30 protein-coding genes and 3 tRNA genes are annotated in these 23,009 nt (G+C 72.4%); 22 read left to right on the top strand and 11 right to left on the bottom strand.

Features of this window, described 5'->3' with window-relative positions:
* Positions 1–26: 26 nt before the first annotated feature.
* The 3 genes from KPF22_RS05525 to mrf form a co-directional block, all read right to left on the bottom strand.
* Complete coding sequence (locus tag KPF22_RS05525) at positions 27–353, bottom strand: hypothetical protein (protein ID WP_224402439.1); 327 nt, start codon at positions 351–353, stop codon at positions 27–29.
* Between the two features lie 91 nt (positions 354–444).
* Positions 445–624, bottom strand: coding sequence for a 50S ribosomal protein L32 (gene rpmF / locus KPF22_RS05530; protein ID WP_073576503.1), 180 nt, complete (start codon positions 622–624; stop codon positions 445–447).
* A complete protein-coding gene (mrf, locus tag KPF22_RS05535) occupies positions 624–1,877 on the bottom strand; it encodes a ribosome hibernation factor-recruiting GTPase MRF (protein WP_179761790.1) in 1,254 nt (417 codons plus the stop codon). Before mrf ends, rpmF begins: the two co-directional genes overlap by 1 nt.
* A gap of 81 nt (positions 1,878–1,958) precedes the next feature.
* On the opposite strand from mrf, the gene rpmG (KPF22_RS05540) reads away from it, so the two are divergent.
* The 14 genes from rpmG (KPF22_RS05540) (at position 1,959) to rplA (ending at position 7,366) form a co-directional block, all read left to right on the top strand.
* The gene (gene rpmG, locus KPF22_RS05540) at positions 1,959–2,126 is read left to right on the top strand and encodes a 50S ribosomal protein L33 (RefSeq protein ID WP_020623297.1); all 168 of its coding nucleotides are present in this window, start codon (positions 1,959–1,961) and stop codon (positions 2,124–2,126) included.
* On the top strand, positions 2,126–2,368 hold the full coding sequence (rpsR, locus tag KPF22_RS05545; RefSeq protein ID WP_224401404.1) for a 30S ribosomal protein S18: 243 nt from the start codon (positions 2,126–2,128) through the stop codon (positions 2,366–2,368). Before rpmG (KPF22_RS05540) ends, rpsR begins: the two co-directional genes overlap by 1 nt.
* A 3-nt stretch (positions 2,369–2,371) precedes the next feature.
* Positions 2,372–2,608 (top strand): 50S ribosomal protein L28, encoded by a 237-nt coding sequence (rpmB, locus tag KPF22_RS05550; protein ID WP_179761792.1) that lies wholly within the window; start codon positions 2,372–2,374, stop codon positions 2,606–2,608.
* Positions 2,608–2,913, top strand: coding sequence for a 30S ribosomal protein S14 (gene rpsN, locus KPF22_RS05555; RefSeq protein WP_073576499.1), 306 nt, complete (start codon positions 2,608–2,610; stop codon positions 2,911–2,913). Before rpmB ends, rpsN begins: the two co-directional genes overlap by 1 nt.
* Before the next feature lie 126 nt (positions 2,914–3,039).
* A tRNA-Thr gene (locus tag KPF22_RS05560) sits at positions 3,040–3,112 on the top strand.
* Between the two features lie 40 nt (positions 3,113–3,152).
* Positions 3,153–3,228, top strand: a tRNA-Met gene (locus KPF22_RS05565).
* A gap of 42 nt (positions 3,229–3,270) precedes the next feature.
* Positions 3,271–3,438 carry a 50S ribosomal protein L33 gene (rpmG, locus tag KPF22_RS05570; RefSeq protein ID WP_020623293.1) on the top strand — a complete coding sequence of 56 codons (168 nt, stop codon included), beginning with the start codon at positions 3,271–3,273 and terminating at the stop codon, positions 3,436–3,438.
* 26 nt (positions 3,439–3,464) lie between these two features.
* Positions 3,465–3,932, top strand: a complete 468-nt coding sequence (locus KPF22_RS05575; protein WP_224401405.1) for a MaoC family dehydratase N-terminal domain-containing protein — start codon at positions 3,465–3,467, stop codon at positions 3,930–3,932.
* Positions 3,929–4,378, top strand: coding sequence for a MaoC family dehydratase (locus tag KPF22_RS05580; RefSeq protein WP_139282878.1), 450 nt, complete (start codon positions 3,929–3,931; stop codon positions 4,376–4,378). Before KPF22_RS05575 ends, KPF22_RS05580 begins: the two co-directional genes overlap by 4 nt.
* Before the next feature lie 109 nt (positions 4,379–4,487).
* Positions 4,488–4,563: transfer RNA gene (locus KPF22_RS05585), tRNA-Trp, on the top strand.
* Positions 4,564–4,695: 132 nt separating this feature from the next.
* On the top strand, positions 4,696–5,043 hold the full coding sequence (gene secE / locus KPF22_RS05590; protein ID WP_062397901.1) for a preprotein translocase subunit SecE: 348 nt from the start codon (positions 4,696–4,698) through the stop codon (positions 5,041–5,043).
* Positions 5,044–5,101: 58 nt separating this feature from the next.
* Positions 5,102–6,052, top strand: a complete 951-nt coding sequence (gene nusG / locus KPF22_RS05595; protein WP_208818992.1) for a transcription termination/antitermination protein NusG — start codon at positions 5,102–5,104, stop codon at positions 6,050–6,052.
* 71 nt (positions 6,053–6,123) lie between these two features.
* Positions 6,124–6,558, top strand: a complete 435-nt coding sequence (gene rplK, locus KPF22_RS05600; protein ID WP_073576496.1) for a 50S ribosomal protein L11 — start codon at positions 6,124–6,126, stop codon at positions 6,556–6,558.
* Positions 6,559–6,643: 85 nt separating this feature from the next.
* The gene (rplA, locus tag KPF22_RS05605; protein WP_149665504.1) at positions 6,644–7,366 is read left to right on the top strand and encodes a 50S ribosomal protein L1; all 723 of its coding nucleotides are present in this window, start codon (positions 6,644–6,646) and stop codon (positions 7,364–7,366) included.
* Between the two features lie 72 nt (positions 7,367–7,438).
* Here the strand turns inward: rplA and KPF22_RS05610 are convergent, their stop codons facing one another.
* The 4 genes from KPF22_RS05610 to KPF22_RS05625 all read right to left on the bottom strand — a co-directional run bounded on the left by KPF22_RS05610 (position 7,439) and on the right by KPF22_RS05625 (position 10,205).
* A complete protein-coding gene (locus KPF22_RS05610) occupies positions 7,439–8,539 on the bottom strand; it encodes a CaiB/BaiF CoA-transferase family protein (RefSeq protein WP_208818994.1) in 1,101 nt (366 codons plus the stop codon).
* Between the two features lie 59 nt (positions 8,540–8,598).
* Positions 8,599–8,883: a hypothetical protein gene (locus KPF22_RS05615; RefSeq protein ID WP_208818995.1), complete on the bottom strand. Its 285-nt coding sequence runs from the start codon at positions 8,881–8,883 to the stop codon at positions 8,599–8,601.
* Positions 8,884–8,975: 92 nt separating this feature from the next.
* A complete protein-coding gene (locus KPF22_RS05620; protein ID WP_062397890.1) occupies positions 8,976–9,386 on the bottom strand; it encodes a sterol carrier protein in 411 nt (136 codons plus the stop codon).
* A gap of 141 nt (positions 9,387–9,527) precedes the next feature.
* The gene (locus tag KPF22_RS05625; protein ID WP_208818996.1) at positions 9,528–10,205 is read right to left on the bottom strand and encodes a response regulator transcription factor; all 678 of its coding nucleotides are present in this window, start codon (positions 10,203–10,205) and stop codon (positions 9,528–9,530) included.
* A 55-nt stretch (positions 10,206–10,260) separates the two neighbouring features.
* On the opposite strand from KPF22_RS05625, the gene KPF22_RS05630 reads away from it, so the two are divergent.
* Positions 10,261–11,544 (top strand): sensor histidine kinase KdpD, encoded by a 1,284-nt coding sequence (locus tag KPF22_RS05630; RefSeq protein ID WP_224401406.1) that lies wholly within the window; start codon positions 10,261–10,263, stop codon positions 11,542–11,544.
* An 83-nt stretch (positions 11,545–11,627) separates the two neighbouring features.
* A complete protein-coding gene (locus KPF22_RS05635) occupies positions 11,628–12,734 on the top strand; it encodes an NDMA-dependent alcohol dehydrogenase (RefSeq protein WP_062397886.1) in 1,107 nt (368 codons plus the stop codon).
* A 72-nt stretch (positions 12,735–12,806) separates the two neighbouring features.
* Here the strand turns inward: KPF22_RS05635 and KPF22_RS05640 are convergent, their stop codons facing one another.
* The 4 genes from KPF22_RS05640 to KPF22_RS05655 are packed head-to-tail and all read right to left on the bottom strand — an operon-like array spanning position 12,807 to position 16,327.
* On the bottom strand, positions 12,807–13,826 hold the full coding sequence (locus KPF22_RS05640; protein WP_224401407.1) for an LLM class F420-dependent oxidoreductase: 1,020 nt from the start codon (positions 13,824–13,826) through the stop codon (positions 12,807–12,809).
* Complete coding sequence (locus KPF22_RS32960; RefSeq protein WP_224401408.1) at positions 13,823–15,097, bottom strand: cytochrome P450; 1,275 nt, start codon at positions 15,095–15,097, stop codon at positions 13,823–13,825. The genes KPF22_RS05640 and KPF22_RS32960 overlap by 4 nt, the downstream gene beginning before the upstream one ends.
* A gap of 37 nt (positions 15,098–15,134) precedes the next feature.
* On the bottom strand, positions 15,135–15,914 hold the full coding sequence (locus KPF22_RS05650) for a coniferyl-alcohol dehydrogenase (protein ID WP_224401409.1): 780 nt from the start codon (positions 15,912–15,914) through the stop codon (positions 15,135–15,137).
* The gene (locus KPF22_RS05655) at positions 15,911–16,327 is read right to left on the bottom strand and encodes an SCP2 sterol-binding domain-containing protein (RefSeq protein ID WP_224401410.1); all 417 of its coding nucleotides are present in this window, start codon (positions 16,325–16,327) and stop codon (positions 15,911–15,913) included. Before KPF22_RS05655 ends, KPF22_RS05650 begins: the two co-directional genes overlap by 4 nt.
* 102 nt (positions 16,328–16,429) lie before the next feature.
* Here KPF22_RS05655 and KPF22_RS05660 point away from each other — a divergent pair, with 102 nt between their 5' ends.
* The 6 genes from KPF22_RS05660 to KPF22_RS05685 all read left to right on the top strand — a co-directional run bounded on the left by KPF22_RS05660 (position 16,430) and on the right by KPF22_RS05685 (position 23,000).
* On the top strand, positions 16,430–17,851 hold the full coding sequence (locus KPF22_RS05660; protein ID WP_224401411.1) for an aldehyde dehydrogenase family protein: 1,422 nt from the start codon (positions 16,430–16,432) through the stop codon (positions 17,849–17,851).
* A gap of 64 nt (positions 17,852–17,915) precedes the next feature.
* Positions 17,916–18,494, top strand: a complete 579-nt coding sequence (locus KPF22_RS05665) for a TetR/AcrR family transcriptional regulator (protein WP_161152751.1) — start codon at positions 17,916–17,918, stop codon at positions 18,492–18,494.
* 308 nt (positions 18,495–18,802) lie between these two features.
* Complete coding sequence (locus KPF22_RS05670; protein WP_224401412.1) at positions 18,803–19,930, top strand: ABC transporter ATP-binding protein; 1,128 nt, start codon at positions 18,803–18,805, stop codon at positions 19,928–19,930.
* A complete protein-coding gene (locus tag KPF22_RS05675) occupies positions 19,927–20,706 on the top strand; it encodes an ABC transporter permease (RefSeq protein WP_224401413.1) in 780 nt (259 codons plus the stop codon). Before KPF22_RS05670 ends, KPF22_RS05675 begins: the two co-directional genes overlap by 4 nt.
* Positions 20,707–20,709: 3 nt before the next feature.
* Positions 20,710–21,552: an ABC transporter permease gene (locus KPF22_RS05680; protein WP_161152754.1), complete on the top strand. Its 843-nt coding sequence runs from the start codon at positions 20,710–20,712 to the stop codon at positions 21,550–21,552.
* Positions 21,549–23,000, top strand: a complete 1,452-nt coding sequence (locus KPF22_RS05685) for an MCE family protein (RefSeq protein WP_161152755.1) — start codon at positions 21,549–21,551, stop codon at positions 22,998–23,000. The genes KPF22_RS05680 and KPF22_RS05685 overlap by 4 nt, the downstream gene beginning before the upstream one ends.
* The last annotated feature ends 9 nt before the right edge of the window (positions 23,001–23,009 follow it).

The following is a 23,009-nucleotide window of genomic DNA, read 5'->3' on the forward strand; positions in this document are numbered from 1 at the left end:
CGGCGGCACCGGACCGTCCGCGCGGTTCAGGCACGCGGCCCGGCCGGGACCCGCCCGTCCGGTGCCGCCGGGTCCCGCCCGGTCCGTACCGGGCGGACCGCGCCGCCGGGGCCCGCCGGGCGGGGTGCCCGGTGCGGTGCCGGTCCGGCGACGGCGGTCCCGCGGGGGCCCGGCCGCCGGGTGGCGGTGAGCCGGGCCCGCAGCCGCAGCCACATCCGTCCCACCGGCGACGGGCCGGCAGCGCCGCGCGCCAGCCGCTCCGTGCGGTACCGGTCCGCCTCCTCCCGCAGCCGGGCCTGCCGCTGCTCGGCGAGGGCGACGAGATGGTCCATCGGGATGTGCGTCATCAGCATGACGACGACACTGCGGCTGAGGGGCCGGCCGCGGCATCGGGCGATCACGCCGTCCCGCGGGCCGCCCGGGGCCCGCGGGTAAGGGGTGCCCTCAGCCCCGTCCGGCGGGCGGGGGCAGCAGGCCCCGGCGGTAGGCCGGGACGAGGGCGCGCGGCACCAGGTGACGGCGTCCCTCCAGGGTGAGCGGCACCAGGTCGGGTGTGGTCGCCTTCCACTGCGACCGGCGGTGCCGGGTGTTCGATCGCGACGTCCGTCGCTTGGGAACGGCCATCAGAGGTCTCCTTCTCGGTCGGAACGGACGGTGGGGTCGTCCAGGGCGGCGGGCCCCACGGGCTCGGACTCGGCGCAGGGCTCGTCGTGGGCCCAGCCGAACGGGTCGGGCAGGGCGGCCCAGGCGTCCTCGCCCGCGGCGATCTCGGCGTCGGTGAGCAGCGCGGAGCGCAGGGCGGCGTCGATCTCGTCGGGGTCGGCGTCGTGGCAGATCGCGACGATGTCCTGGGCGCGGTCACCCCAGCGCGGGTGCCAGGCCAGGGCGGCCAGCGCCCGGCGCTGGTCGCCGGCCTCGGTCCACGCCTGCTCGTCGGCGCCGGCCAGCCAGTCGCCGGCGTGGCCGATCCGCATGCCGCCGCCCGCGCTCTCCACCCACAGCACCGCGTCGGGACGGGTGGCGAGCCAGACCCGGCCGCGGGCCCGCACGACGCCGTCGAGCAGGCTGTCGATCGCGTCGTGCAGCCGGTCCGGGTGGAACGGGCGTCGGGCGGAGAACAGCAGGGTGCGGACGCCGCTGTCGGCCTCCAGCGGGGGTGTCCCGCGCAGCAGCGGGTCGTGCACCCCGCCCGGGACACCGCGGCGGGACGCGGGGTCGAGCCCGTCGCAGAAGACCCGGTGGTCGGCCCGCCCGGCGAGCAGCCGGGGTGCGGTCGGGCACAGCCGGTCCAGGACGGCGGCGGTCCGGTCCGCGCCCCCGGGACCGACCGCGCGGGTCAGCACCAGGACGTCGGCGAACTCGGCCTGCCCGACGGCGAGCTGGGCGACGGTCCGCTCGTCGTCGGGCAGCGTGGACAGCCCGCGCTCGGGCAGGGTCGCGTCCCCGGTGGCGTCGTCCAGCCAGTGGTCCGGGTCGAGCACGGCCACCACCCCGCGCAGGTCGACGAGGTCGGTCGCGGTGCAGGCCTCGCCGCCACCCGGCGGCTCGAACACCACCGCCCCCAGCGCCCAGCACACCGGCTCCGGCTCCAGGCGCGGGTCCAGGTGCAGCACCACCCGGTCCACCGTCCCGGCCAGCGCGGCCAGGGTCGGCAGCACGTCCTCGCGGATGGTGCAGCTCACACAGCCGTGGGCGAGCTCCAGCACGGTGCGCTCGTCGCGGCCCGCGTCCCGCAGCCGCCGGTGCACCACACCGCGGCCGAGGTCACGCAGGTCGTGGTGGAGCACGACGACACCCGGGTCCAGCTCGCGCATCCGCGTGATCGTCCGCTCCACCCCGTCGGGCTCGGTCCCGCACAGGACCACCAGCTCGGTCATGTCTTCCTCCCGGAGTCGGACGTGGTCACGGTCCGGTGTAGCGTAAACGAAAACGATTCCCATGTTGAGAGGAGGGGCGCGATGGCCAAGTCGACCGACGTCCGGCCGATCGTGAAGCTGCGCTCGACGGCGGGGACGGGCACGACCTACGTGACCCGCAAGAACCGCCGCAACGACCCGGACCGCCTGGTCCTGCGCAAGTACGACCCGAAGGTGCGCAGGCACGTCGAGTTCAAGGAGGAGCGCTGATGCCCGCACGTCCCAAGCCGGTGCGCGCGCCGCGACGCAAGGCCAACCCGCTGAAGCAGCGGGGGATCGAGTACGTGGACTGGAAGGACGCGGCGCTGCTGCGCACGTTCATCTCCGACCGCGGCAAGATCCGCGCCCGCCGGGTGACCGGACTCACCGGCCAGCAGCAGCGGCAGGTGGCCACCGCGATCCGCAACGCGCGGGAGATGGCCCTGCTGCCCTACCCGCACGCGGGACGGTGAGCGATGGCCAAGCGCTGTGACCTGACCGGCCGCGAGCCGGGCTTCGGCAAGTCGGTCTCGCACTCCCACCGGCGCACCAGCCGGCGCTGGGACCCCAACGTGCAGACCCGCCGCTACTGGCTGGCCGAGGAGAACCGCTGGGTGCGGCTCACGCTCTCGGTGAAGGGGATCAGGACGGTGGACCGGATCGGCGTCTCCGCCGCGGTGGCGAAGATCCGGGCGAACGGGGTGAAGGTCTGATGGCCACGACCGGACAGATCGCGAAGAACGAGCGGCGCAAGGAGATCGTCGCCCGCTACGCCGAGCGGCGGGCCGAGCTCAAGGCGCTCATCGCCCGCCCGTCGACGCCGGAGCCGGAGCGGGCCGCCGCGGTCGCCGAGCTGCGCCGCCAGCCACGCGACGCCAGCGCGACCCGGGTCCGCAACCGCGACTCGGTCGACGGACGCCCCCGCGGGCACCTCCGCAAGTTCGGGGTGTCCCGGGTCCGGCTGCGCGAGCTCGCACACGACGGCGCACTGCCGGGTGTCCGCAAGTCGAGCTGGTGACGAACAGCGGTTGACCTGCAGGAACCGGGTTCCGGGACCCCCCGTTCGGGGGCCCGGGACCCCGGTGTAAAGTTCTTCCCGTCGGTGAGAGCGAGGCCCTCGGGCCCGCGTGACACCGGTGCTGCCGCCCCCTTAGCTCAGTCGGCAGAGCGTCTCCATGGTAAGGAGAAGGTCTACGGTTCGATTCCGTAAGGGGGCTCTACAAGGGGCCTCGCCGCATGCGGCGGGGCTTCTTGCATGACGGTGTAGCTCAGTTGGTAGAGCAAGCGGCTCATAATCGCTGTGTCGCCGGTTCAAGTCCGGCCATCGTCACCACGTTGGCGCATCATTCACGAGACATGCTGGGAGGCACCCGCGATGGCCAAGGCCACGGACGTGCGGCCGAAGATCACTCTGGCCTGCGAGGAGTGCAAGCACCGCAACTACATCACCAAGAAGAACCGGCGGAACGACCCCGACCGGCTCGAGATCAAGAAGTTCTGCCCGAACTGCGGCACCCACCGGGCGCACCGCGAGACCCGCTGAGTGCGTAGCGACTCCCGGAGCTGACAGTGGTCGACCAGTCCTGGGTCGGGCACAGCTCGGACCCGGTCGGGCCGTACCAGGTCGGTCGCGAGAAGATCCGCGAGTTCGCCGTCGCCATCGGTGACGGCGATCCGCTCTTCCGCGACGTGGACGCGGCACGTGCCGCGGGCCACGCGGACCTGGTGGCCCCGCCGACGTTCCCGACCTGCTTCACGATGCCGGTCATCGAAGGCTTCCTCCGGGAGCCCGCCTTCGGGTGGGACTACACCCGCATGGTCCACGGGGACCAGCGGATCACGTTCCGCAGGCCGGTCGTCGCCGGCGACGAGCTCACCACGGTGCTGCACGTCGACGAGCTGCGCACCCGGGCCGGCAACCACATGCTGACGCTGCGCTGCGAGGTCACCGACGCGGCGGGCGAGCCGGTGGCGACCACGCACTCGATGCTGGTCAGCCCCGCCGGTGAGGACGCGGGCGGCGAGGGGGACGCGTGAGTGCACCGCTGACCCCGCAGACCGCCGCCGCCTGCGCCAAGGGCGACGCGCTGCCGTCGCTGACCGTGCAGGTCACCCGCGCCGACCTGGTGCGCTACGCCGGTGCCTCCGGCGACCTCAACCCGATCCACTGGAGCGACCGCGTCGCGGCGGTCGCCGGGCTGCCCGGTGTGATCGCGCACGGGATGCTCTCGATGGCCCTCGCCGGCCGCGTGCTGACCGCGTGGACCGGGGACCCGGCCGCGATCCGCAGCTACGGCACCCGCTTCACGCGGCCCGTCGTCGTCCCGGACGACGACGCCGGCGCCACCGTCGAGCTCTCCGGCACCGTCGCCGAGGTGCGCGAGGAGGGCGGGGAGCGGATCGCCGTCGTCGATCTCAAGGCGGCCTTCGAGGGGAAGACGGTGCTCGGCCGCGCCCGCGCCGAGGTCGTCCTCCCGGGGTGAGGCGACCCGGGGTACGGGCCCGCGGAAGCGGGTGCGTACACTCGTTCCAGCCGGACGCACCGGACGATCCGTTGCGTCCGCCCCGCCGCCACGTGGCGGATCGGGGCAAAGGGGTGTAGCTCAATTGGCAGAGCAGCGGTCTCCAAAACCGCAGGTTGCAGGTTCAAGTCCTGTCACCCCTGCCACGACGCCGCAGGCCGCCGGAGATCACGGCGGTGCGGCCGACGGCACGGACGGCGAAGCGACGAGGGTTCTCCCGAAGCGGAGGACGTGACCGAGGGCGGGCGGACGCCCGCCACGTGCGGAGGGCGACACGCGTGAGCGACGAGCACGAGTCGGAGCGGCCCGGGCGGGAGCGCCCGAGCAACGCCGCCGACCGTCGTGGGCGGCGGGCCTCCGGCTCCGCGAGCACCCCCGGCAAGGGCCGTGCCACCCCGACCCGCGCCACCGCGGCGACGAAGGAGAAGAAGCCGTCGCTCTTCGCCCGGCTCGCCCGGTTCCTGCGGGAGGTCGTCGCCGAGCTCCGCAAGGTCATCTGGCCCGACCGCGGTCAGATGGTGAAGTACACCATCGCGGTCCTGATCTTCGTGTCGATCATGGTGGCGCTGGTGTTCGTGCTGGACTCGGCGTTCGCCGAGGGCGTCGCCCTGCTGTTCGGCAACTGACGCGAGTACGAACGCCGACCGGCTCCGACCGACACCGAACAATGGAAGCGAGTAGGACGTGACCTCCGACAGCAAGGCGTACGACGAGGCGGCCGACGAGGCCGCGATCGACGCCGTCGCCGAGAACGCGGCCGACGAGACGCTGCCCGAGCAGTCCGTCCAGGACGCCGACGTCGAGGCGGCGCACGGTGAGGACGCCGTCTCCGGCGACTACACCGAGGCCGACGACGACAGCACCCCCGGCGCCGAGGCGGAGACGCTGGACGGCGAGGGCGAGACGGTCCCGACCGCCGAGGACGCGGACGACGCCGACTCCGACGCCGACTCCGGGGACGCCGACACCGACGGTGCCGACGCCGTCGCGGAGGAGCCGGCCGAGGACGTGGACCCGGAGGAGGAGCTGCGCGCCGCACTGCGTCGCGCGCCCGGCGACTGGTACGTCGTCCACTCCTACGCGGGCTACGAGAACAAGGTGAAGTCGAACCTCGAGACCCGGGCGCAGACCCTGGACGTCGAGGACTACATCTTCCAGGTCGAGGTGCCCACCGAGGAGGTCACCGAGATCAAGAACGGGCAGCGCAAGAAGGTCCAGCGCAAGGTGCTGCCCGGCTACATCCTGGTGCGGATGGAGCTCAACGACCAGTCCTGGGGCGCGGTGCGGAACACGCCGGGCGTCACCGGTTTCGTCGGCGCGACGTCCAAGCCGTCGCCGCTGACGATCAACGAGGTCGTGAAGTTCCTGCTGCCGAAGGTCGAGGCCCCCAAGAAGGAGGCCGAGGCCGGCAGGACCGCGTCCGGCGGCGGCTCCGGCTCGTCCGGCGGCGCCCCCACCATCGAGGTCGACTTCGAGGTCGGCGAGTCGGTCACCGTCATGGACGGCCCGTTCGCCACGCTCCCCGCGAGCATCTCCGAGGTCAACGTCGACGCCCAGAAGCTCAAGGTGCTGGTCTCGATCTTCGGCCGGGAGACCCCGGTCGAGCTCGGGTTCAACCAGGTCTCCAAGATCTGATCGCACCCGTGAGGAACGTCCGCGGCATGGCAGGGCCGCGCGGCGTGCACATCGATCACTGAGGAACGGACATGCCCCCCAAGAAGCGGAAGCTCTCCGCGATCATCAAGCTCCAGATCCAGGCAGGCGCAGCGACGCCGGCCCCGCCGGTCGGCCCCGCACTGGGCCAGCACGGCGTCAACATCATGGAGTTCTGCAAGGCCTACAACGCGGCGACCGAGGCCCAGCGCGGCAACATCGTGCCGGTCGAGATCTCGGTCTTCGAGGACCGGTCGTTCTCCTTCGAGCTGAAGACCCCGCCCGCGGCGCGGCTCCTGCTCAAGGCGGCCGGTGTCGAGAAGGGCTCCGGCGAGCCGCACAAGACCAAGGTCGCCAGCGTGACCATGGCCCAGGTCCGGGAGATCGCCCAGGTCAAGATGAACGACCTGAACGCGAACGACCTCGACCAGGCCGCCAAGATCATCGCCGGCACCGCCCGGTCGATGGGCATCACGGTCGACGGCTGAGCGAGCCCCCCACACCACCCGTACGCGTGGGAGAGCCGGGCGCGGCTCCGACCACGACCTGACCTCTCTAAGGAGACGAGGACAGATGGCACAGCGCAGCAAGGCCTACCGAGAGGCCGCCGCGAAGATCGACGCGGACCGCCTCTACTCGCCGCTCTCGGCGGCGAAGCTGGCCCAGGAGACGTCCAGCAAGAACACCGACGCGACCGTCGAGGTCGCGATGCGGCTGGGCGTCGACCCCCGCAAGGCGGACCAGATGGTCCGCGGCACCGTGAACCTGCCGCACGGTACCGGCAAGACCGCCCGGGTGATCGTGTTCGCCACCGGTGACAAGGCCGCCGAGGCCGAGGCCGCCGGCGCCGACGCCGTGGGCGCCGAGGACCTCATCGAGCGGATCCAGGGCGGGTGGCTCGACTTCGACGCCGCCATCGCGACCCCGGACCAGATGGCCAAGGTCGGCCGCATCGCCCGCATCCTCGGCCCGCGTGGCCTGATGCCGAACCCGAAGACGGGCACCGTGACGCCGGACGTCACGAAGGCCATCAACGAGATCAAGGGCGGCAAGGTCAACTTCCGGGTCGACAAGCAGGCCAACCTGCACCTCGTCATCGGCAAGGCCTCGTTCGACACCGAGAAGCTGGTGGAGAACTACGGCGCCGCCTACGACGAGATCCTGCGGCTCAAGCCGTCGGCCGCCAAGGGCCGCTACGTCAAGAAGATCACCGTCTCCACCACCACCGGGCCGGGCATCCCGGTGGACCCGAACCGCACCCGCAACCTGCTGGTCGCGGACGAGGAGACCGACTGATCGACTGATCAGCGCCTGACCCGACGACGCCCCCGGTTCCCTGCGGAACCGGGGGCGTCGTCGTGTGCGGGGTCAGGCCCAGTCGCGCAGGACGTCCTCGACGCTCTCCGGGCCGGTGCCGCGACCGGCGGTCTCGGTGAGCGTGCGGGAGAAGCGCGGTGCCGGGGCGGCCTGGGGCACGCCGTCGGAGGTGACGATGGTGCCGCGCGCGGTCAGGTGCGCGTTCTCGCGGGCCTCGGCGAACGACAGCACCGGGGTGGTGCAGGCGTCGGTGCCCTCGAAGACCGCGGCCCACTCGTCGCGGGGCTTGGAGGCGAACACCTCGGTGAACCGGGCCCGCATGGCCGGCCAGCCGCCGCGGTCGTACTGCGGGCCGAGCTCGTCCTCGGTGAGCCCCAGGCCGGCGACGAGCTGGGCGTAGAACTGCGGCTCCAGCGCCCCGACGGCCATGTGCCCGCCATCGGCGCAGGTGTAGGTGTCGTAGAACGGGGCGTGCCCGTCGAGCAGGTTCGAGTCGCGCTCGTCGACCCAGGCGTCCTGGGCCAGGAAGCCCCAGAACATCTGGTTCAGCACGCTGACGCCGTCGACCATGGCGGCGTCGACGACCTGGCCCTGCCCGGAGGCCTTCGCCTCCCAGATCGCGGCCAGCACGCCGACGACGAGCAGCATCGACCCGCCGCCGAAGTCCCCGACCAGGTTCAGCGGCGGGACCGGGCGCTCCCCGGCGCGGCCGATCGCGTGCAGCGCACCGGTCAGCGAGATGTAGTTCAGGTCGTGCCCGGCGCGCGGCGCCATCGGGCCGTCCTGGCCCCAGCCGGTCATCCGCCCGTAGACCAGGCGCGGGTTGCGGGCGTGGCAGTCCTCGGGGCCGACGCCGAGGCGCTCGGTGACGCCCGGCCGGTAGCCCTCCAGGAGGACGTCGGCGGACTCGGCCAGCCGCAGCACGGTCTCCCGGCCCGCCGGGTCCTTCAGGTCCGCGGTGACCGAGCGCCGGCCGCGCGCCGTCGGGTCGGGCACCGCGTCGGACCCGAGCTTCAGCCCGCCCGAGGGCCGGTCGATGCGCACGACGTCCGCCCCGAGATCGCCCAGGATCATCGCCGCGTGCGGCCCCGGCCCGATCCCGGCCAGCTCGATCACCTTCAGTCCGGCCAGCGGACCCTTGCCCCGTGTCACCGTGGACCTCCCCGTCGCGCGAATGGTTCCCGGCGACGGTAGCGACCCGGCGCCGGTGCTCAGCCGGTCGACTCGCGAGCCGGCTCCTCGTAGTCCCAGATGTCCTTGCCGATCTCACGGACGGGATGGTCGGTCGTGTCCCGTTCCTGGATCGTGTAGGCGTAGCGGCCGTGCTGCCAGCCGTCGCGCGTCGCGACCTCCAGCAGGCAGGCCTCGGCCCAGCCGTGCCACTCGTCGAAGTCGCGGGGCAGCGGGTCGGGTGCGTCGCACTCGATCTCGGTCATCCGGTGCAGCACGCCCCGCAGGGGCTGCCAGGCGTGCACGTCCAGCCAGATGTTGTCCATCGCCGGCGCCTCCGTCGGGTGGGGTCGACCCCCAGTCTCGCCGGGCGCCGTCGTGGCGGGCCCGACGGCCGGGGGTCTTCACCCGATCGTGGTCAGGCCTTCAGCAGGTCCTCGCGGCCCTCGGCCTCGAGCTTCGCCTTGTACGGGCCGAAGAGCTGCTTGGCGATCGGCAGCAGCTTGAGGACCTTCGAGACCGGGCCCTTGGCGCGGACGTCGCCCTTGGCCATCGCGACCGGGAGGATGACCTTGCCCAGCCAGAACCGGTTGCCGGTGTCGGCGGACATGAACAGCTCGATGTTCGGGTCGGGGCCCTGACCGGCGCCGGTGTGGATCTCGGAGTTCGGCATGTCCACGGTCAGGACGGCGTCCGGGTTCGTGTACGTGATCCGCAGGACGACCCCGGACGGCTGCAGCTTCGCCACCAGGTCCGGGTCGGCCATCCCGATCCGGAACACCCCGCCCAGGTACTCGTAGACCTCGGCCTCGTCGGCGAACACGGCCATCAGCGCCTCCTTGCGAGATGTGGCCGGGCAGGATGCCGCCCGGCACGTCGCGGCGAGTCTGTCCCGCGCCGTCCGGGGCGCGCAGCCGATCACCGGGCCAGGCTTGGCCCGTCCGGGCCGTGCGGCGTGCCGGCGCGGACCTCAGCGACCGGCCGGGTGCTCGTCGAGCAGGCCGCAGCGCCCCGCCAGCGCGGCCGCCTCGATCCGGTTCGCCGCGCCCAGCTTGTGCAGCAGCGAGGCGATCATGCGCTTGGCGGTGCGCTCGCTGACCAGCATCGGGCGGGCGATGTCGGCGGTCTCCAGGCCCCGTGCCAGCAGCGTCCACAGCTCGATGTCGCGCTCACCGAGCCGGTCGAGCAGGCCGTCGGCGGTGCGGTCGGCCGCGACGAGCAGCGCGTCGAGCAGCTCCGCACGCAGTACCCGCACCCCGGCCGCGATCGACAGCAGCGGCGCGACCAGCACCTCCGGGTCGGCGGACTTGCCCAGGTAGCCGTCGGCGCCGGCGCGCATCGCGGCGGCGGCGAGGTCGAGGTCCTCGGTGCCCGACAGGGCCAGCACCCGGGTGGCGGGGTAGGCGGCCTTGACCCGGCGGATCGTCTCCACCCCGCCCAGCGGGGGGAGCGCGAGGTCGACGATCGCGATCCCGGCCCGGTGCCTCCCGACCAGCGCGACGGCGTCCTCCCCGGCGGTGGTCGAGCCCGCGACCCGGAAGGTGTCCCCGGCGCGGGACTCCAGCAGCAGGGCGAGGCCCTGTGCGAACAGGGCGTGATCGTCGACGATGACGACCACGTGCGGCGCTGTCGGCACGGGCGGCGGCATGGTCGGTGAGCCTAGTGTGGCCGCCGACCCCGCCCGCTCCCGAGAGGCCCCGACCGTGACCGCGCCCGCCGGTGAACTGCCCGAACGCACCCGGGAGGAGCGCCAGGCCGTCGTCCTGAGGATCTGCGTCGTGCTCGGCGCGGTCGGCCTGCTGGTGGCCCGGCCGGACCTCGCCGGGGGCCGGCCGGTCGTGGCCGCCGTCCTGATCGGCCTGAGCGCGGTCTACGCTGCCGCGCTCGGCGTCGTCTCCGTGCTCCGCGGGCGGCTGCCCGTCCCGCCGGCCGTGCTGACCGGGATCGACGGTCTGCTCGCCTTGCTCGCCTGCGGACTCACCGGCGGGGTGGCGAGCCCGATGGTGGCCGCGCTGCCGCTGGTCGTCATCGCGATCGCGCTGCGCGGCGGGCACCGGCTCGGGCAGCTCGTCGCGCTCGGTCTCGGCGTCGGCTACACCGCGGCGGCGCTGCTCGGCTCCGCCCCGGGGGTCACGCTCGGCGCCGCGGTCGTCGCGGGACTGTGGTGGACCGGTTTCCTGTTCGCGACGGCGGTGCTCACCGGGGTGCTCGTGCGCCTGCTGGAACGCCAGCTCGCCGACATCGCCACCACCCGGGCCCGGGCCGAGAGCGAGCACGAGCGTTACCTGTCCGAGCGCGCGCTGCGGGACCGGATCGTGTCCCAGAGCCGGGCCCGGCTCGACGGGGCCCGCGTCGTGCTGCACGAGTTCCGGACCCCGGTCGCCTCGCTGACCGCGCTGTCGGCCGACCTCGCCGCGGGCAGGCTGGGCGGGGACGCCGCCCGGCGGGCGTCGCGGCTGCTCGCCGACCACGCCGCCCACCTCCAGGACATGCTCGACGGGCTGGCCGACCTGGCCGTCGCCGACGGCAGCCCGCTCGGGCGCGACCGGCCCCGCCGCGTCGCGCTCGCCGAGCTGGCCGACGCCGTGCTCGACGCCGCCGGGATCGCCGCGCACCGGCGGCACCCGGTCGTCGAACCGGCCGGGGCCGCGGTCCACTGCGACCCGCAGCGGCTGCGCCGGATGCTCACCAACCTGGCCGAGAACGCCGCCCGGCACTCCGGCGACGAGGTCGTGGAACTGCACCTGGCCCACGACGGCGCCGTGCTCACCGCCGAGGTCCGCGACCGCGGGCCCGGGCTGCCCGCGGGTCAGGAGGGCGTCGTGACGGCCAAGGGCGTCGCGCTGGGAGAGCGCCGCGGCACCGCCGGGCTGGGCCTGTGGATCGCCGAGGCGCTCGCGTCCGCGATGGACGGTGAGCTGAGCCTGCTCCCGCGTGAGGGCGGCGGACTGGTCGCCCGGCTCACCCTGCCGCTCGCCGGCGCCTGAGGACCTGCCCTGGCACCCGGGGGCCAGCGCTGGCGCGGGCGACGGCTGTGCCGGAGGTCTCCGCACGGCCAGGATCGACCGCCATGCGTACGACGGCAGCGGTGCTGTGGGAACCCGGTGGCAAGTGGGAGATCGAGGAGGTCGAGCTCGACTCCCCGAACGCCGGGGAGGTGATGGTCGAGCTGACCGCATCGGGGCTGTGCCACTCCGACGAGCACCTCGTCACCGGTGACCTGCCCGCGGTCCTGCCGATGGTCGGCGGCCACGAGGGCGCGGGCCGGGTCATCGAGGTCGGCCCGGGTGTCACCGAGCTCGAGGTCGGCGACCCGGTCGTCATGACCTTCCTGCCCTCCTGCGGGCGCTGCCCGTACTGCTCCAAGGGCCAGCCGAACCTCTGCAACGACGGCGCCGGCGCCACCCTCGGCCCGCAGCTCGACGGCACCTACCGGTTCCACGCCCGTGGCGAGGACCTGGGCCAGATGTGCCTGCTCGGCACGTTCGCCCGGCACACCGTGGTCCCGGTGAAGTCCGCCGTGAAGATCGACGAGGGCTTCCCGCTGGACCTGGCCGCGCTGGTCGGCTGCGGCGTCACCACCGGCTTCGGCTCGTCGGTGCGCACCGCGGACCTGCGGGCCGGGGACACCGCCGTGGTCATCGGCATCGGCGGCATCGGCGCGAACGCGGTGCAGGGCGCCCGGGCGGCGGGCTGCCGGTACGTCGTCGCCGTCGACCCGGTCGAGCACAAGCGGGAGCGCTCCCGGGAGCTGGGCGCCACGCACGTCGCCGCGAGCATCGACGAGGCCTGGGAGATCGTCAGCGAGGTGACCCGCGGGCAGATGGCCGAGGCGGCGGTCCTGTGCACGGGCGTCGCGATGGGCGAGGACCTGCAGCCCGCGCTGCAGCTGGTCGGCAAGCGCGGCCGGGTCGTCGTCACCGCGCTGGCCCGGGCCGAGGAGGAGACGGCGTCGCTGTCGCTGCTCGACCTCACGCTCTACGAGAAGCAGATCCGCGGCGCGCTGTTCGGCAGCTCCGCGGCCCAGTTCGACATCCCGCGGCTGCTGGAGATGCACAACCTCGGCCACCTCAAGCTCCGTGAGCTGATCACCAAGGAGTACACCCTCGACCAGGTCAACGAGGGCTACGAGGACATGCGCTCCGGACGCAACATCCGCGGACTGATCCGCTACTGACCGCCCCCGGCGCGCACCGACGGCCCCGGGCCTGCACGAGCGGGACCGGGGCCGTCGGCGTGGGGGAGCGGGTCAGCCGTCGACGAGCTCGCGCACGGTGCGCAGCTGCTCCGGGCTGCCGTCGACGACCATCGTCGTGACCAGCGAGTCGCGGAACACCGGCAGCTCCTCGGCGATCTTCGCCTTCGGGCCGATCAGGGCCACCTGCTCGACCATCGAGGTCGGGACGGCCTTCGCGGCCGCGTCCTTGTCCCCGCCCAGGTAGAGCTCCTGGATGCGGGCGCACTCGTCGTCGTAGCCCATGCGGGCGAAGACCTCGTAGTGGAAGTTCGCGCCCTTGGCGCCCATCCCGCCGATGTAGAGCGCGAGGAACGGGCGGATCCGGTCCGCGGCGGCCTCGACGACGTCGTCGACGACGACCTGCACCATGCAGACGACCTCGAAGCCGTCCGGGCGCCCGCCGCGGGCGGCGAACCCGGCGTCGAGGGACTCACGGTAGTGCGCGTCGTGCCGGGGCGCGTAGAACAGCGGCTGCCAGCCGTCGGCGATCTCGGCGGCCAGAGCGACGTTCTTCGGGCCCTCCGCGGCGAGCAGGATCGGCAGGTCGGTGCGGTACGGGTGCAGGGTCGAGCGCAGCGGCTTGCCCAGCCCGGTGCCGCCCGGGTGCGGGATCGGGTAGTGCGGGCCGTCGGAGAGCACCTTCTCCCGCGCGATCGTGTCCCGCAGGATCCGGACGTACTCCCGGGTGCGGGCCAGCGGCCTCGGGTACGGCTGCCCGTACCACCCCTCGACGACCTGCGGCCCGGACGTGCCGATGCCCAGCACCATCCGGCCGCCGGACAGGTGGTCCAGGGTCATGGCGGCCATCGCCGTCGCGGTCGGGGTGCGCGCGGACATCTGCACGACCGAGGTGCCCAGGCGCATCCGCGAGGTCCGCGAGCCGAGCCAGGACAGCGGGGTGAACGCGTCCGAGCCGTAGGCCTCGGCCGTCCACATCGAGTCGAAGCCGAGGTCCTCGGCGGCGTCGACCTTCTCCACGGCCCCCGGCGGCGGTCCGGCACCCCAGTAGCCCAGTGCCAGACCGAGCTTCACGAGCCCGTCCCGAAGGTCACCGGTAGCCGCTTGATGCCGTTGATGAAGTTGCCGGTCAGCCACTCCGGCTCGCCGACCGACAGGTCCGGGACGCGGGCGAGCAGCTGGTGGAACAGCGCCCGCAGCTGGGTCTTGGCCAGGTGATGGCCCAGGCAGAAGTGCGGGCCGCCGCCGCCGAAGCCGACGTGCGGGTTCTCGGCGCGGGTGATGTCGAAGACGTGCGGGTCGGCGAACACGGCGGCGTCGCGGTTGCCGGAGTGGTAGAACATCACGACCCGCTCGCCCTCGGCGATCCTCTGCCCGCGGATCTCGGTGTCGCGGGTCGCGGTCCGCCGGAAGGTCAGCACGGGGCTGGCCCAGCGGACGAACTCCTCGACGGCCGGCGTGATCCGGTCGTCGAACTCCTCGGTCAGCAGCTGCTTCTGCCCGGGGTTGCGGTCCAGCGCGAGGATCGCGTGGCTGGAGGTCTGCCGGGTGGTGTCGTTGCCCGCGACGCACAGCAGGACGAAGAACGCCGCGATCTCCTCGTCGGTCAGCGCGTCACCGTCGACCTCGGCCTGCACCAGGGCGGTCATGAGGTCGTCCGCGGGGGACTCGCGGCGCAGCGCGGACAGCTCGAACGACGCCGTGTGCAGCGTCATCAGCCCGTTGAGCAGCACCGCCATCGGGTCGCCCTCGCCGATGTAGTCCGGGTCGTTCCAGCCGACCATGGCGTTGGCGGCGTCGGCGACCTCCTGCCGCTTCTCCGGCGGGATGCCGATCATCTGCGAGATCGTCCACATCGGCAGCCGCGCCGCGACCGCGGTCACGAAGTCCGCCGAGCCGTCGCCGGCGAGCAGGTCGTCGACGATGAGCCGGGCCTGCTCGGCGATCTGCTCCTCGATCTGCCGGACCCGGCGCGGGGTGAACACCGAGCTGATGACCTTGCGCTGGCGGTGGTGGCGCGGTGCGTCCATCGCGAGGATGGAGTGCGCGGCCTCCAGCATGTCCTCGGGCACGTCCTCCAGCATCACGCCGCCGTACTGCTGGCCGGACGCGAAGGTCTCGGCGTCGCGGCTGACGGCCTGGATGTCGGCGTGGGTGACCAGCGCCCAGAACCCGGGGGCGTCCGGGTCGGGCAGCAGATCGGTCTCGGCCGGCGGGTGCCAGGACAGCGGACGCTCGCGGCGCAGCTCGGCGAACCGCTCCTCGCGGGCGTCCGGGGTCTGTGCCCAGAACGCCTGGGTGGAGATGTCGAGCGGGTCGTACGGGCGCTTCTCCGTCGTGGTCACGGGGTTGCCTCCTCGCGGTTGCGTCGTCGGAACCGGATCAGATCTGGGGTGGGGGGACCATGCCCGTCAGCACGGCACCGCTGATGCCGCCGTCGGCGACGAGCGCGTGCCCGTTGATCCAGGCGGACTCCGGACCGGCCAGGAACAGCACCGGACCGGCGATGTCGGCGGGGGTGGCGTGCCTGCCGAGGAACGCGGCGAGCGCGTCGAGGTTCTCCTTGCCCATCGACTCCTCGAAGTCGCCGAGGATGGGCGTCTCGACCGGTCCGGGGCAGACGGCGTTCATCCGCACCCCGTTCTCGCCGAACACGGGGGCCATGAGCATCGTGTAGACGATCAGGGCCTCCTTCGAGAAGTTGTAGGTGTTGCCCGCCTGCGGGTGCTCGGCGAACCAGGTGAGTCCCTCGTCGACGGTGTCGGTGGCGAGCAGCTCGCGCAGCGCCGCCAGCCGGTCGGCCCAGCCGTAGCCGGCGATGGAGGCGACGTTCACGATCGCCCCTCCGGGGCGGATCCGTTCGACGACCGACTCGGTCAGGTGACGGAGCCCGAGCAGGTTCACCCGCAGCACGAGCTCCGCGGGTGCGGTGCCGGGCACCCCGGCCACGTTGCAGAGGGCGTCGAACTCCCCGTCCAGGGCGGCGACGGCGGCGTCGATCGACGTGACGTCGGACAGGTCGCAGTACACGTGCCGCGCGACGCCGACGGGGGCGTCCTCCAGGTCCAGCGAGACGACCTCGTCGCCGGCGTCGACGAACCGGCGCGCGACCTCGGCGCCGATCCCGGACGCGGCACCGGTCACCAGTACCCGGCGGCTCACGTGGTGACCAGGAGGTCCTGGCGGCCGTCGGCCTCGAGGCGCTCGACGTAGGTCGGGAACAGTCGCTTGGACAGCGGGGCGAGCTGCAGGAGCTTGGTGACGGTGCCGTCGACCTTCACCTTGCCCTTGGCCATGGCGAAGGTCAGGTTGACCGTGCCCTGCCAGTAGGCGTTCGCGGTCTCGGTGGACATGGTCATCGTGGCCTGCGGCTCGGGGGCGCCCGCGTCGGAGCCCTTCCAGACCTTCGCCCCGGGCAGGTCGATGATCAGCGCGGAGTCGGGGTCGGTGCACTGCTGGCGCAGGACCAGCCCGGTGCCGCGGAGCTTGGGCTCCAGTTCGGGGTCGGCCAGTGCGGCCTCGAAGATGCCACCGATGTAGCGGTACAGCTCGTCCTCGTCGGCGAATCCGGGCACGGTTCCTCCACGTCGTCGTGAGTGTGTGACCTTGTACCCGGAACGTAACGTAGATTACGTTACTGAGGAAGTACCCGACCCCGACGACGTGGAGAGCCACCGATGAGCGTGACCGAGACCGGTGGACCCACCGGGGCCGTAGGAGCGGACGCCGGCGGACCGTCCGTCGCCGAGCAGGTGGCCCGGCTGCGCGCCACGTTCCGTGGTGGCCGGACCCGTGACCGGAGCTGGCGGCTGAGCCAGCTGGGCGGTCTGGAGCGGATGCTGGCCGAGGCCGAGGCCGAGTTCGTCGCGGCCCTGGCCGCGGACCTCGGCCGGCCCCGCGTCGACGCCTGGATGGCCGACCTGGCCCCGACCGTCGCGGAGTCCCGCCACGCCCGGAGGCACCTGCGCCGCTGGATGCGCCCGCACCGGGTCGGTCTGCCGCTGTCGGTGCAGCCGGGGTCGGCGCGTTGGGTGCACGAGCCGCTCGGGGTCGTGCTGGTCATCGGGCCGTGGAACTACCCGGCGTACCTCACGCTCGCGCCGCTGGTGGCCGCGTTCGCGGCCGGGAACTGCGCCGTGGTGAAGCCGTCGGAGTACGCGCCCGCGACCGCCGAGGTGCTCGCCCGGCTGCTGCCGCGCTACACCGACCCGGACGCCGTCGCCGTCGTCACCGGGGGGCCGGGGGAGACCCAGGAGCTGCTCGCGCAGGGCCTGGACCACGCGTTCTTCACCGGCAGCCCGGAGGTCGGGGCGAAGGTGATGGCCGCCGCGGCGCCGCACCTGACCCCGGTCACGCTCGAGCTGGGCGGGAAGAGCCCGGTGATCGTCGCCGCGGACGCCGACGTCGAGGTCGCCGCGCGCCGGATCGCCTGGATCAAGCTCATGAACTCCGGCCAGACCTGTGTCGCCCCGGACTACCTGCTCGTCGACTCCGCCGTCCGCGACGAGCTGGTCGAGCGGCTCGTCGCCGAGACCGCGCGGATGCGCGGCGGCGCGGGCGGGGGCGTGCGGATCGTCGACGCCCGGCAGGCGGCGCGACTCGCGGGCCTGCTCGCCGACGACCACGGGGGCACCGTGGTGGCCGGCGGGACGATCGACCCGGAGACCCGCACCGGGGAGCCGACGGTCGTGCTCGACCCGCGGCCGGGGTCACGGCTGATGACAGAGGAGATCTTCGGCCCGATCCTGCCGGTGCTGACCGTCGACGGTGTCGACGCCGCGATCGCGCACGTCAACGCCGGTCCGAAGCCCCTGGCCGCCTACGTGTTCACCGGCTCGTCGCGCACCGCGGAGCGGGTCACCCGCGAGGTCCCCGCCGGGGCGACCGTCGTCAACCACCTGATGTTCCACGTGCTGGTGCCCCGGCTGCCCTTCGGGGGAGTGGGGCGCAGCGGTTCCGGCGCCTACCACGGGCGGTTCGGGTTCGAGACCTTTTCTCACCGGCGGGCGGTGCTGCGCAAGCCGGCCCGGCCCGATCCCGGCATCGTCTACCCGCCCTACGACGGGCGGACCGAACGCCTGCTGCGCAGGATCTTCTGATCGGACACGCGTCCGGCGTGGCACCCTGGTGGGTCGGCACGGGTCGTGGAGAGGGGGCGGGCGGGTGGCCAGGAGAGCGGGGCGGCAGATCGCTGCCGAGCAGTACTACGACGCCGCGATGTCGATCCTCGCGCGCGAGGGCGCGGCCGGGCTCAAGATCGGTCCGTTGTGCCGGTCGCTCGGCGTGACCAGCGGGTCGTTCTACCACCACTTCGGCGGCTGGGCGGGCTTCGTCCGTGGCCTGCTGCGCTACTGGGAGGCCGAGCAGACCGACCGGATCGTCGAGCTGGCCCGGGCGACCGCGGACCCGGTCGAGCGGATCGACGTGGTCAAGCAGCTCACGGTGGCCCTGCGGCACGACGCCGAGGCCGCGATCCGGGCGTGGGCGCAGATCGACCCCGAGGTCGGCCGCGCCCAGGCGCGGGTGGACGTGCAGCGCCGGATCGCGCTGGAGCAGGTGGTGGCCGACGTCGTGCCCGACCCGGACGACGCCCGCAGGCTCGCCGTCTTCGGCATCTCGCTGATGGCCGGCTACCAGCAGACCTGCGACCCCCGCGACCGGGATCTCCTGCGTGCCCTGTTCGACGACTACCAGCGCCTCATCCTGTCGCACGCCCCGCACGTGACGCCGCCGATCGGGTGATCCACCGTGCGGGTGGGGGCGTGGTTGCCGACTCGGTCGTACCGCGGCAATCGGGCCGTTCGGACCAGCCCTGCTGCCCGGCCGGGAGCACTGTTACCCACGGTCCGCAACATCGCACGGTAATCTGTAACCCACGGTAATCATAATGTAGATTACGGAATGGTCACCGATCGGGGACCCCGCTGACCCGCCAGTAACTTCCGACGCGCAGACTCGTTGTGCCGTTCAGCACCGACGACTGGCCCCCGCTCCCCAGCGTTCCCGGGCCCCGGTGCGGTTCGTCGGTCTATTGCGCGAGGAGGCGACACGTGACCGGTGTCGAGGTGAAGGTCGAGGGGCTGACGAAGTCCTTCGGTCGGGCCAACATCTGGTCGGACGTGACCCTGACGCTGCCCGCGGGCGAGGTGTCGGTGCTGCTCGGACCGTCGGGTACCGGTAAGTCGGTGTTCCTGAAGTCCCTGATCGGGCTGCTGAAGCCGGAGCGGGGGTCGATCGTGATCGAGGGCGTGGATCTGTGCAAGTGCTCGGAGTCCGAGCTGTACGAGATCCGGAAGCTGTTCGGGGTGCTGTTCCAGGACGGTGCGTTGTTCGGGTCGATGAACCTGTTCGACAACATCGCGTTCCCGTTGCGGGAGCACACGCGCAAGTCGGAGTCGGCGATCCGCGACATCGTGATGGAGAAGATCGACATGGTCGGTCTGGTCGGTGCCGAGGGCAAGCTGCCGGGTGAGATCTCGGGGGGTATGCGTAAGCGGGCGGGGCTGGCGCGGGCGTTGGTGCTGGATCCGAAGATCATTCTGTTCGACGAGCCGGACTCGGGTCTGGATCCGGTGCGTACGGCGTATCTGAACCAGTTGATCATCGATCTGAACGCGATGACGGACTCGACGTTCCTGATCGTGACCCACGACATCAACTCGGCGCAGACGGTGCCGGACAACATCGGGCTGCTCTACCGCAAGCACCTGGCGATGTTCGGTCCGCGGGAGGTGTTGCTGACCTCCGACGAGCCGGTGGTGGCGCAGTTCCTGAACGGGCGTCGTGAGGGGCCGATCGGGATGTCGGAGGAGAAGGACGCCGCGCAGGCCGCCCGTGAGATGGAGGAGGCCGGTGAACTGGAGGGCCGTCCGCCGATGAAGCCGCAGCTGGTGGCGTCGACGGGGATGCCGGACCGGCAGGCGGTGCACCGTCGTCGGGAGCGGGTGGAGGCGATGATGCACGAGCTGCCGTCCTCGGCGCAGGAGGCGATCCGGGAGCAGCACGCCGACAGCGACGCGCAGGCCGGCGGCGGTCCGTCGCAGGACGGCACCACCCGCCAGATGGACCGCAGCGGCGCGACGGTGAGCGACGACCGTCCCACCGACATCCACCCGCGCATCACCGACGACACCCCCGACCCGGGCGGTCGTCACCAGCTCTCCGGCGGTGACCGGTGAGCATCCCCAGCCCCGTCACGCGGGCGCTCACCCCGGTCGGCAGGTTCTTCGGCCTGTTCGCCGAGATCGGCCGCCAGGGACTGCGCCGGCCGTTCCAGTGGCGCGAGCTCGTCGAGCAGACCTGGTTCGTCACCAAGGTCTCGGCGCTGCCGACCGCCCTGTTCACCATCCCCTTCGGCGCGACGATCGCGCTGCTGCTCGGTGAGCTGACCCGCCAGTTCGGCGCCCAGTCCCAGACCGGCGCCGGCGCGGTCCTCGCGATCGTGCAGCAGGCCGCCCCCATCGTCACCGCACTGCTGATCTCCGGCGCCGGTGGCTCCGCGGTCTGCGCGGACCTCGGAGCCCGGACCATCCGTGAGGAGATCGCGGCGATGGAGGTGCTCGGCATCTCGCCGATCCAGCGCCTGGTCGTGCCGCGGGTGCTCGCCATGGGCATCACCGCGCTGGTCCTGAACGGGCTCGCGACCTGCGTCGGCGTCGCGGGCGGCTACTTCTTCAACGTGATCATCCAGGGCGGGTCGCCCGGTGCGTACATCAACAGCTTCTCGGCGATCGCGCAGGTCAGCGACATCGTCGTGTCGGAGCTGAAGGCGTTCCTGTTCGGCATCGTCGCCGGTGTCGTCGCCGCTTTCCGCGGCCTCAACCCGCCGCCCGGCGCGAAGGGTGTCGGTGACGCGGTGAACCAGGCCGTCGTCATCTCCTTCGTGCTCGTCTTCCTGATCAACCTCGTGCTCACCGCCCTGTACCTCGAGCTCGTCCCGCCGAAGGGCTTCTGATCCATGGCCACCCCACTCGGAACGCGGGCCCGACGGGCCGCCCAGGCGCCGCTGAACCAGCTCGAGGAGCTCGGCGACCAGCTGTCGCTCTACGTCCGGTCGATCCTCTGGATCCCGAAGACGCTGACCCGGTACAAGAAGGAGGTCGCCCGGCTGCTCGCCGAGGTCTCCTTCGGCTCCGGCGCGCTGATCGTCATCCTCGGGACCGTCGGCGTGATGGCGTCGTTGTCGCTGTTCGTCGGCTCGCTGGTCGGCCTGCAGGGCTTCCGCGCCCTGGACGCCCTGGGCGTCGAGGCGCTGACCGGCTTCATCACCGCCTACTTCAACACCCGCTCGATCGCCCCGCTGGTCGCCGCCTCGGCGCTGACCGCGACGCTCGGCGCGGGCTTCACCGCCCAGCTGGGCGCCATGCGGATCTCCGAGGAGATCGACGCGCTGGAGGTCATGGCGGTGCCCTCGGTGCCCTACCTGGTGACCACCCGGGTGGTCGCCGGCATCGTCGCGATCATCCCGATCTACACGCTCGGCCTGCTCGCCAGCTACGCCGCCTCGCGGATCAACGTCACGCTGATCAACGGTCTGCCCGGTGGTACCTACGACCACTACTTCGACCTGTTCCTGCCGGTCAGTGACGTACTGCTGTCCTACCTCAAGGTGATCGTGTTCGCGACGGTGATCATCCTGATCCACTGCCACTACGGCTACTCCGCCAAGGGCGGACCGGCCGGCGTCGGCGTCGCGGTCGGTCGCGCGGTGCGGCTGTCGATCGTGAGCACCGCCATCCTGGACTTCTTCCTGACTCTGGTCATGTTCGGCACCTCGACCTCGGTGCGGGTGGCCGGATGAGGTCCCCGAAGCGTGTGCTGCAGGGCCTGGCCTTCGTCACGGTCATCGTCGTCCTGCTCGGGCTGGCCGTCGCCCAGTACGTCGGCGCCTTCTCCTCCGGTGTCCCGGTGACCCTGAACGTCGCCCGGGTCGGCACCCAGATGCAGGAGCGTTCCGACGTCAAGGTCAACGGCTTGATCGTCGGGCAGGTCGACCAGGTCGTCTCGAACGGCACGAACACCAGCATCGAGATGTCGATGGATCCGCAGTTCCTCGACCAGATCCCGGAGAACGTCACCGCTCAGCTGCTGCCCAAGACGCTGTTCGGCGAGAAGTTCGTGTCGCTGGTCCCGCCGGCCGCGCCGTCGACGGCCCGGCTGGCCGCGGGCGACGTCATCCCCGAGGACCGCAGCCAGGCCGCGCTGGAGGTCGAGCGGGTGCTCGACGAGCTGCTGCCGCTGCTGCAGACCGTCCGCCCGCAGGACCTGGCGACCACGCTCGGCTCGCTCTCCCAGGCACTGCAGGGCCGGGGCGACCAGCTCGGCGAGACCCTGACCCAGCTGAACACGCTGGTCGAGGGCCTGAACCCGGCCGTGCCGGACCTGCAGGAGGACATCCGCCAGCTGGCGACCTTCTCCGACAACCTGAACCAGGCCGCGCCCGACCTGCTCGACGCGCTCGACAACCTCACGGTCACCAGCCGTACCATCGTCGAGAAGCGCGAGGGTCTGCGGAACCTCTACCGCTCCATCACCGGTGCCTCGGACGACCTGCGGGCCTTCCTCGACGCGAACGGCGAGAACATCATCGGGCTCTCCGCCGCGAGCCGGCCGACGCTGGAGACCCTGGCCCGGTACTCGCCGGAGTTCCCCTGTCTGACCCGCCAGCTCGTCGAGCTGATCCCGAAGATCAACGACGCGCTCCGGCCGGGCACCGACCGGGTCGGCTTCAACTTCACCCTCGAGATCGTGGCCAGCAAGGGCAAGTACCTGCCGAACCAGGACGAGCCCGAGTACGGCGACGACCGCGGTCCGCGCTGCTACCCGATCCCGGTCCCGACCGGCACCCAGTACCCGCCGGACGGCCCGTTCCGGGACGGCTCCGTCCCGGGCCCGGCCCCGGCCGGGCAGCCGATGGGCAACCCCGAGGACTTCGGGGTCGACACCTTCGGCACCTACGACGGCACCGACAGCTTCGGTCTCATCCAGGACCAGAGCGCGCAGAACGGCGCGGGCGTGCTCCCCCCGCTGACCACCACGCTCGGCCAGGCAGGCATCCAGCCGTCGTCCTACGACGGGACGCACCAGAGCGGCTCGATCGACATGGGCGTCGCGAACTCCGCCGGCGAGCAGGACGTCGTCGCGCAGCTGCTGGCAGCCCACCAGGGCGGCTCCCCGCAGGCCGTGCCGGCCTGGAGCAGCACGATGGTCGGCCCGCTCCTGCGCGGCACGGAGGTGACGCTGACGTGAGCAGGCTCC

It is taken from the genome of Pseudonocardia sp. ICBG1034 (genome assembly GCF_020131375.1).
Taxonomy (GTDB): Bacteria; Actinomycetota; Actinomycetes; order Mycobacteriales; family Pseudonocardiaceae; genus Pseudonocardia; species Pseudonocardia alni.

What these genes read in the sequence shown, in the direction of transcription:
- KPF22_RS05525 (WP_224402439.1), bottom strand. Translation starts at nt 353, where the DNA reads ATGCTGATGACGCACATCCCGATGGACCATCTCGTCGCCCTCGCCGAG.
- rpmF (WP_073576503.1), bottom strand. Translation starts at nt 624, where the DNA reads ATGGCCGTTCCCAAGCGACGGACGTCGCGATCGAACACCCGGCACCGC.
- mrf (WP_179761790.1), bottom strand. Translation starts at nt 1,877, where the DNA reads ATGACCGAGCTGGTGGTCCTGTGCGGGACCGAGCCCGACGGGGTGGAG.
- rpmG (WP_020623297.1), top strand. Translation starts at nt 1,959, where the DNA reads ATGGCCAAGTCGACCGACGTCCGGCCGATCGTGAAGCTGCGCTCGACG.
- rpsR (WP_224401404.1), top strand. Translation starts at nt 2,126, where the DNA reads ATGCCCGCACGTCCCAAGCCGGTGCGCGCGCCGCGACGCAAGGCCAAC.
- rpmB (WP_179761792.1), top strand. Translation starts at nt 2,372, where the DNA reads ATGGCCAAGCGCTGTGACCTGACCGGCCGCGAGCCGGGCTTCGGCAAG.
- rpsN (WP_073576499.1), top strand. Translation starts at nt 2,608, where the DNA reads ATGGCCACGACCGGACAGATCGCGAAGAACGAGCGGCGCAAGGAGATC.
- rpmG (WP_020623293.1), top strand. Translation starts at nt 3,271, where the DNA reads ATGGCCAAGGCCACGGACGTGCGGCCGAAGATCACTCTGGCCTGCGAG.
- rplK (WP_073576496.1), top strand. Translation starts at nt 6,124, where the DNA reads ATGCCCCCCAAGAAGCGGAAGCTCTCCGCGATCATCAAGCTCCAGATC.
- rplA (WP_149665504.1), top strand. Translation starts at nt 6,644, where the DNA reads ATGGCACAGCGCAGCAAGGCCTACCGAGAGGCCGCCGCGAAGATCGAC.
- KPF22_RS05615 (WP_208818995.1), bottom strand. Translation starts at nt 8,883, where the DNA reads ATGGACAACATCTGGCTGGACGTGCACGCCTGGCAGCCCCTGCGGGGC.
- KPF22_RS05620 (WP_062397890.1), bottom strand. Translation starts at nt 9,386, where the DNA reads ATGGCCGTGTTCGCCGACGAGGCCGAGGTCTACGAGTACCTGGGCGGG.
- KPF22_RS05625 (WP_208818996.1), bottom strand. Translation starts at nt 10,205, where the DNA reads ATGCCGCCGCCCGTGCCGACAGCGCCGCACGTGGTCGTCATCGTCGAC.
- KPF22_RS05635 (WP_062397886.1), top strand. Translation starts at nt 11,628, where the DNA reads ATGCGTACGACGGCAGCGGTGCTGTGGGAACCCGGTGGCAAGTGGGAG.
- KPF22_RS05660 (WP_224401411.1), top strand. Translation starts at nt 16,430, where the DNA reads ATGAGCGTGACCGAGACCGGTGGACCCACCGGGGCCGTAGGAGCGGAC.
- KPF22_RS05680 (WP_161152754.1), top strand. Translation starts at nt 20,710, where the DNA reads ATGGCCACCCCACTCGGAACGCGGGCCCGACGGGCCGCCCAGGCGCCG.
- KPF22_RS05685 (WP_161152755.1), top strand. Translation starts at nt 21,549, where the DNA reads ATGAGGTCCCCGAAGCGTGTGCTGCAGGGCCTGGCCTTCGTCACGGTC.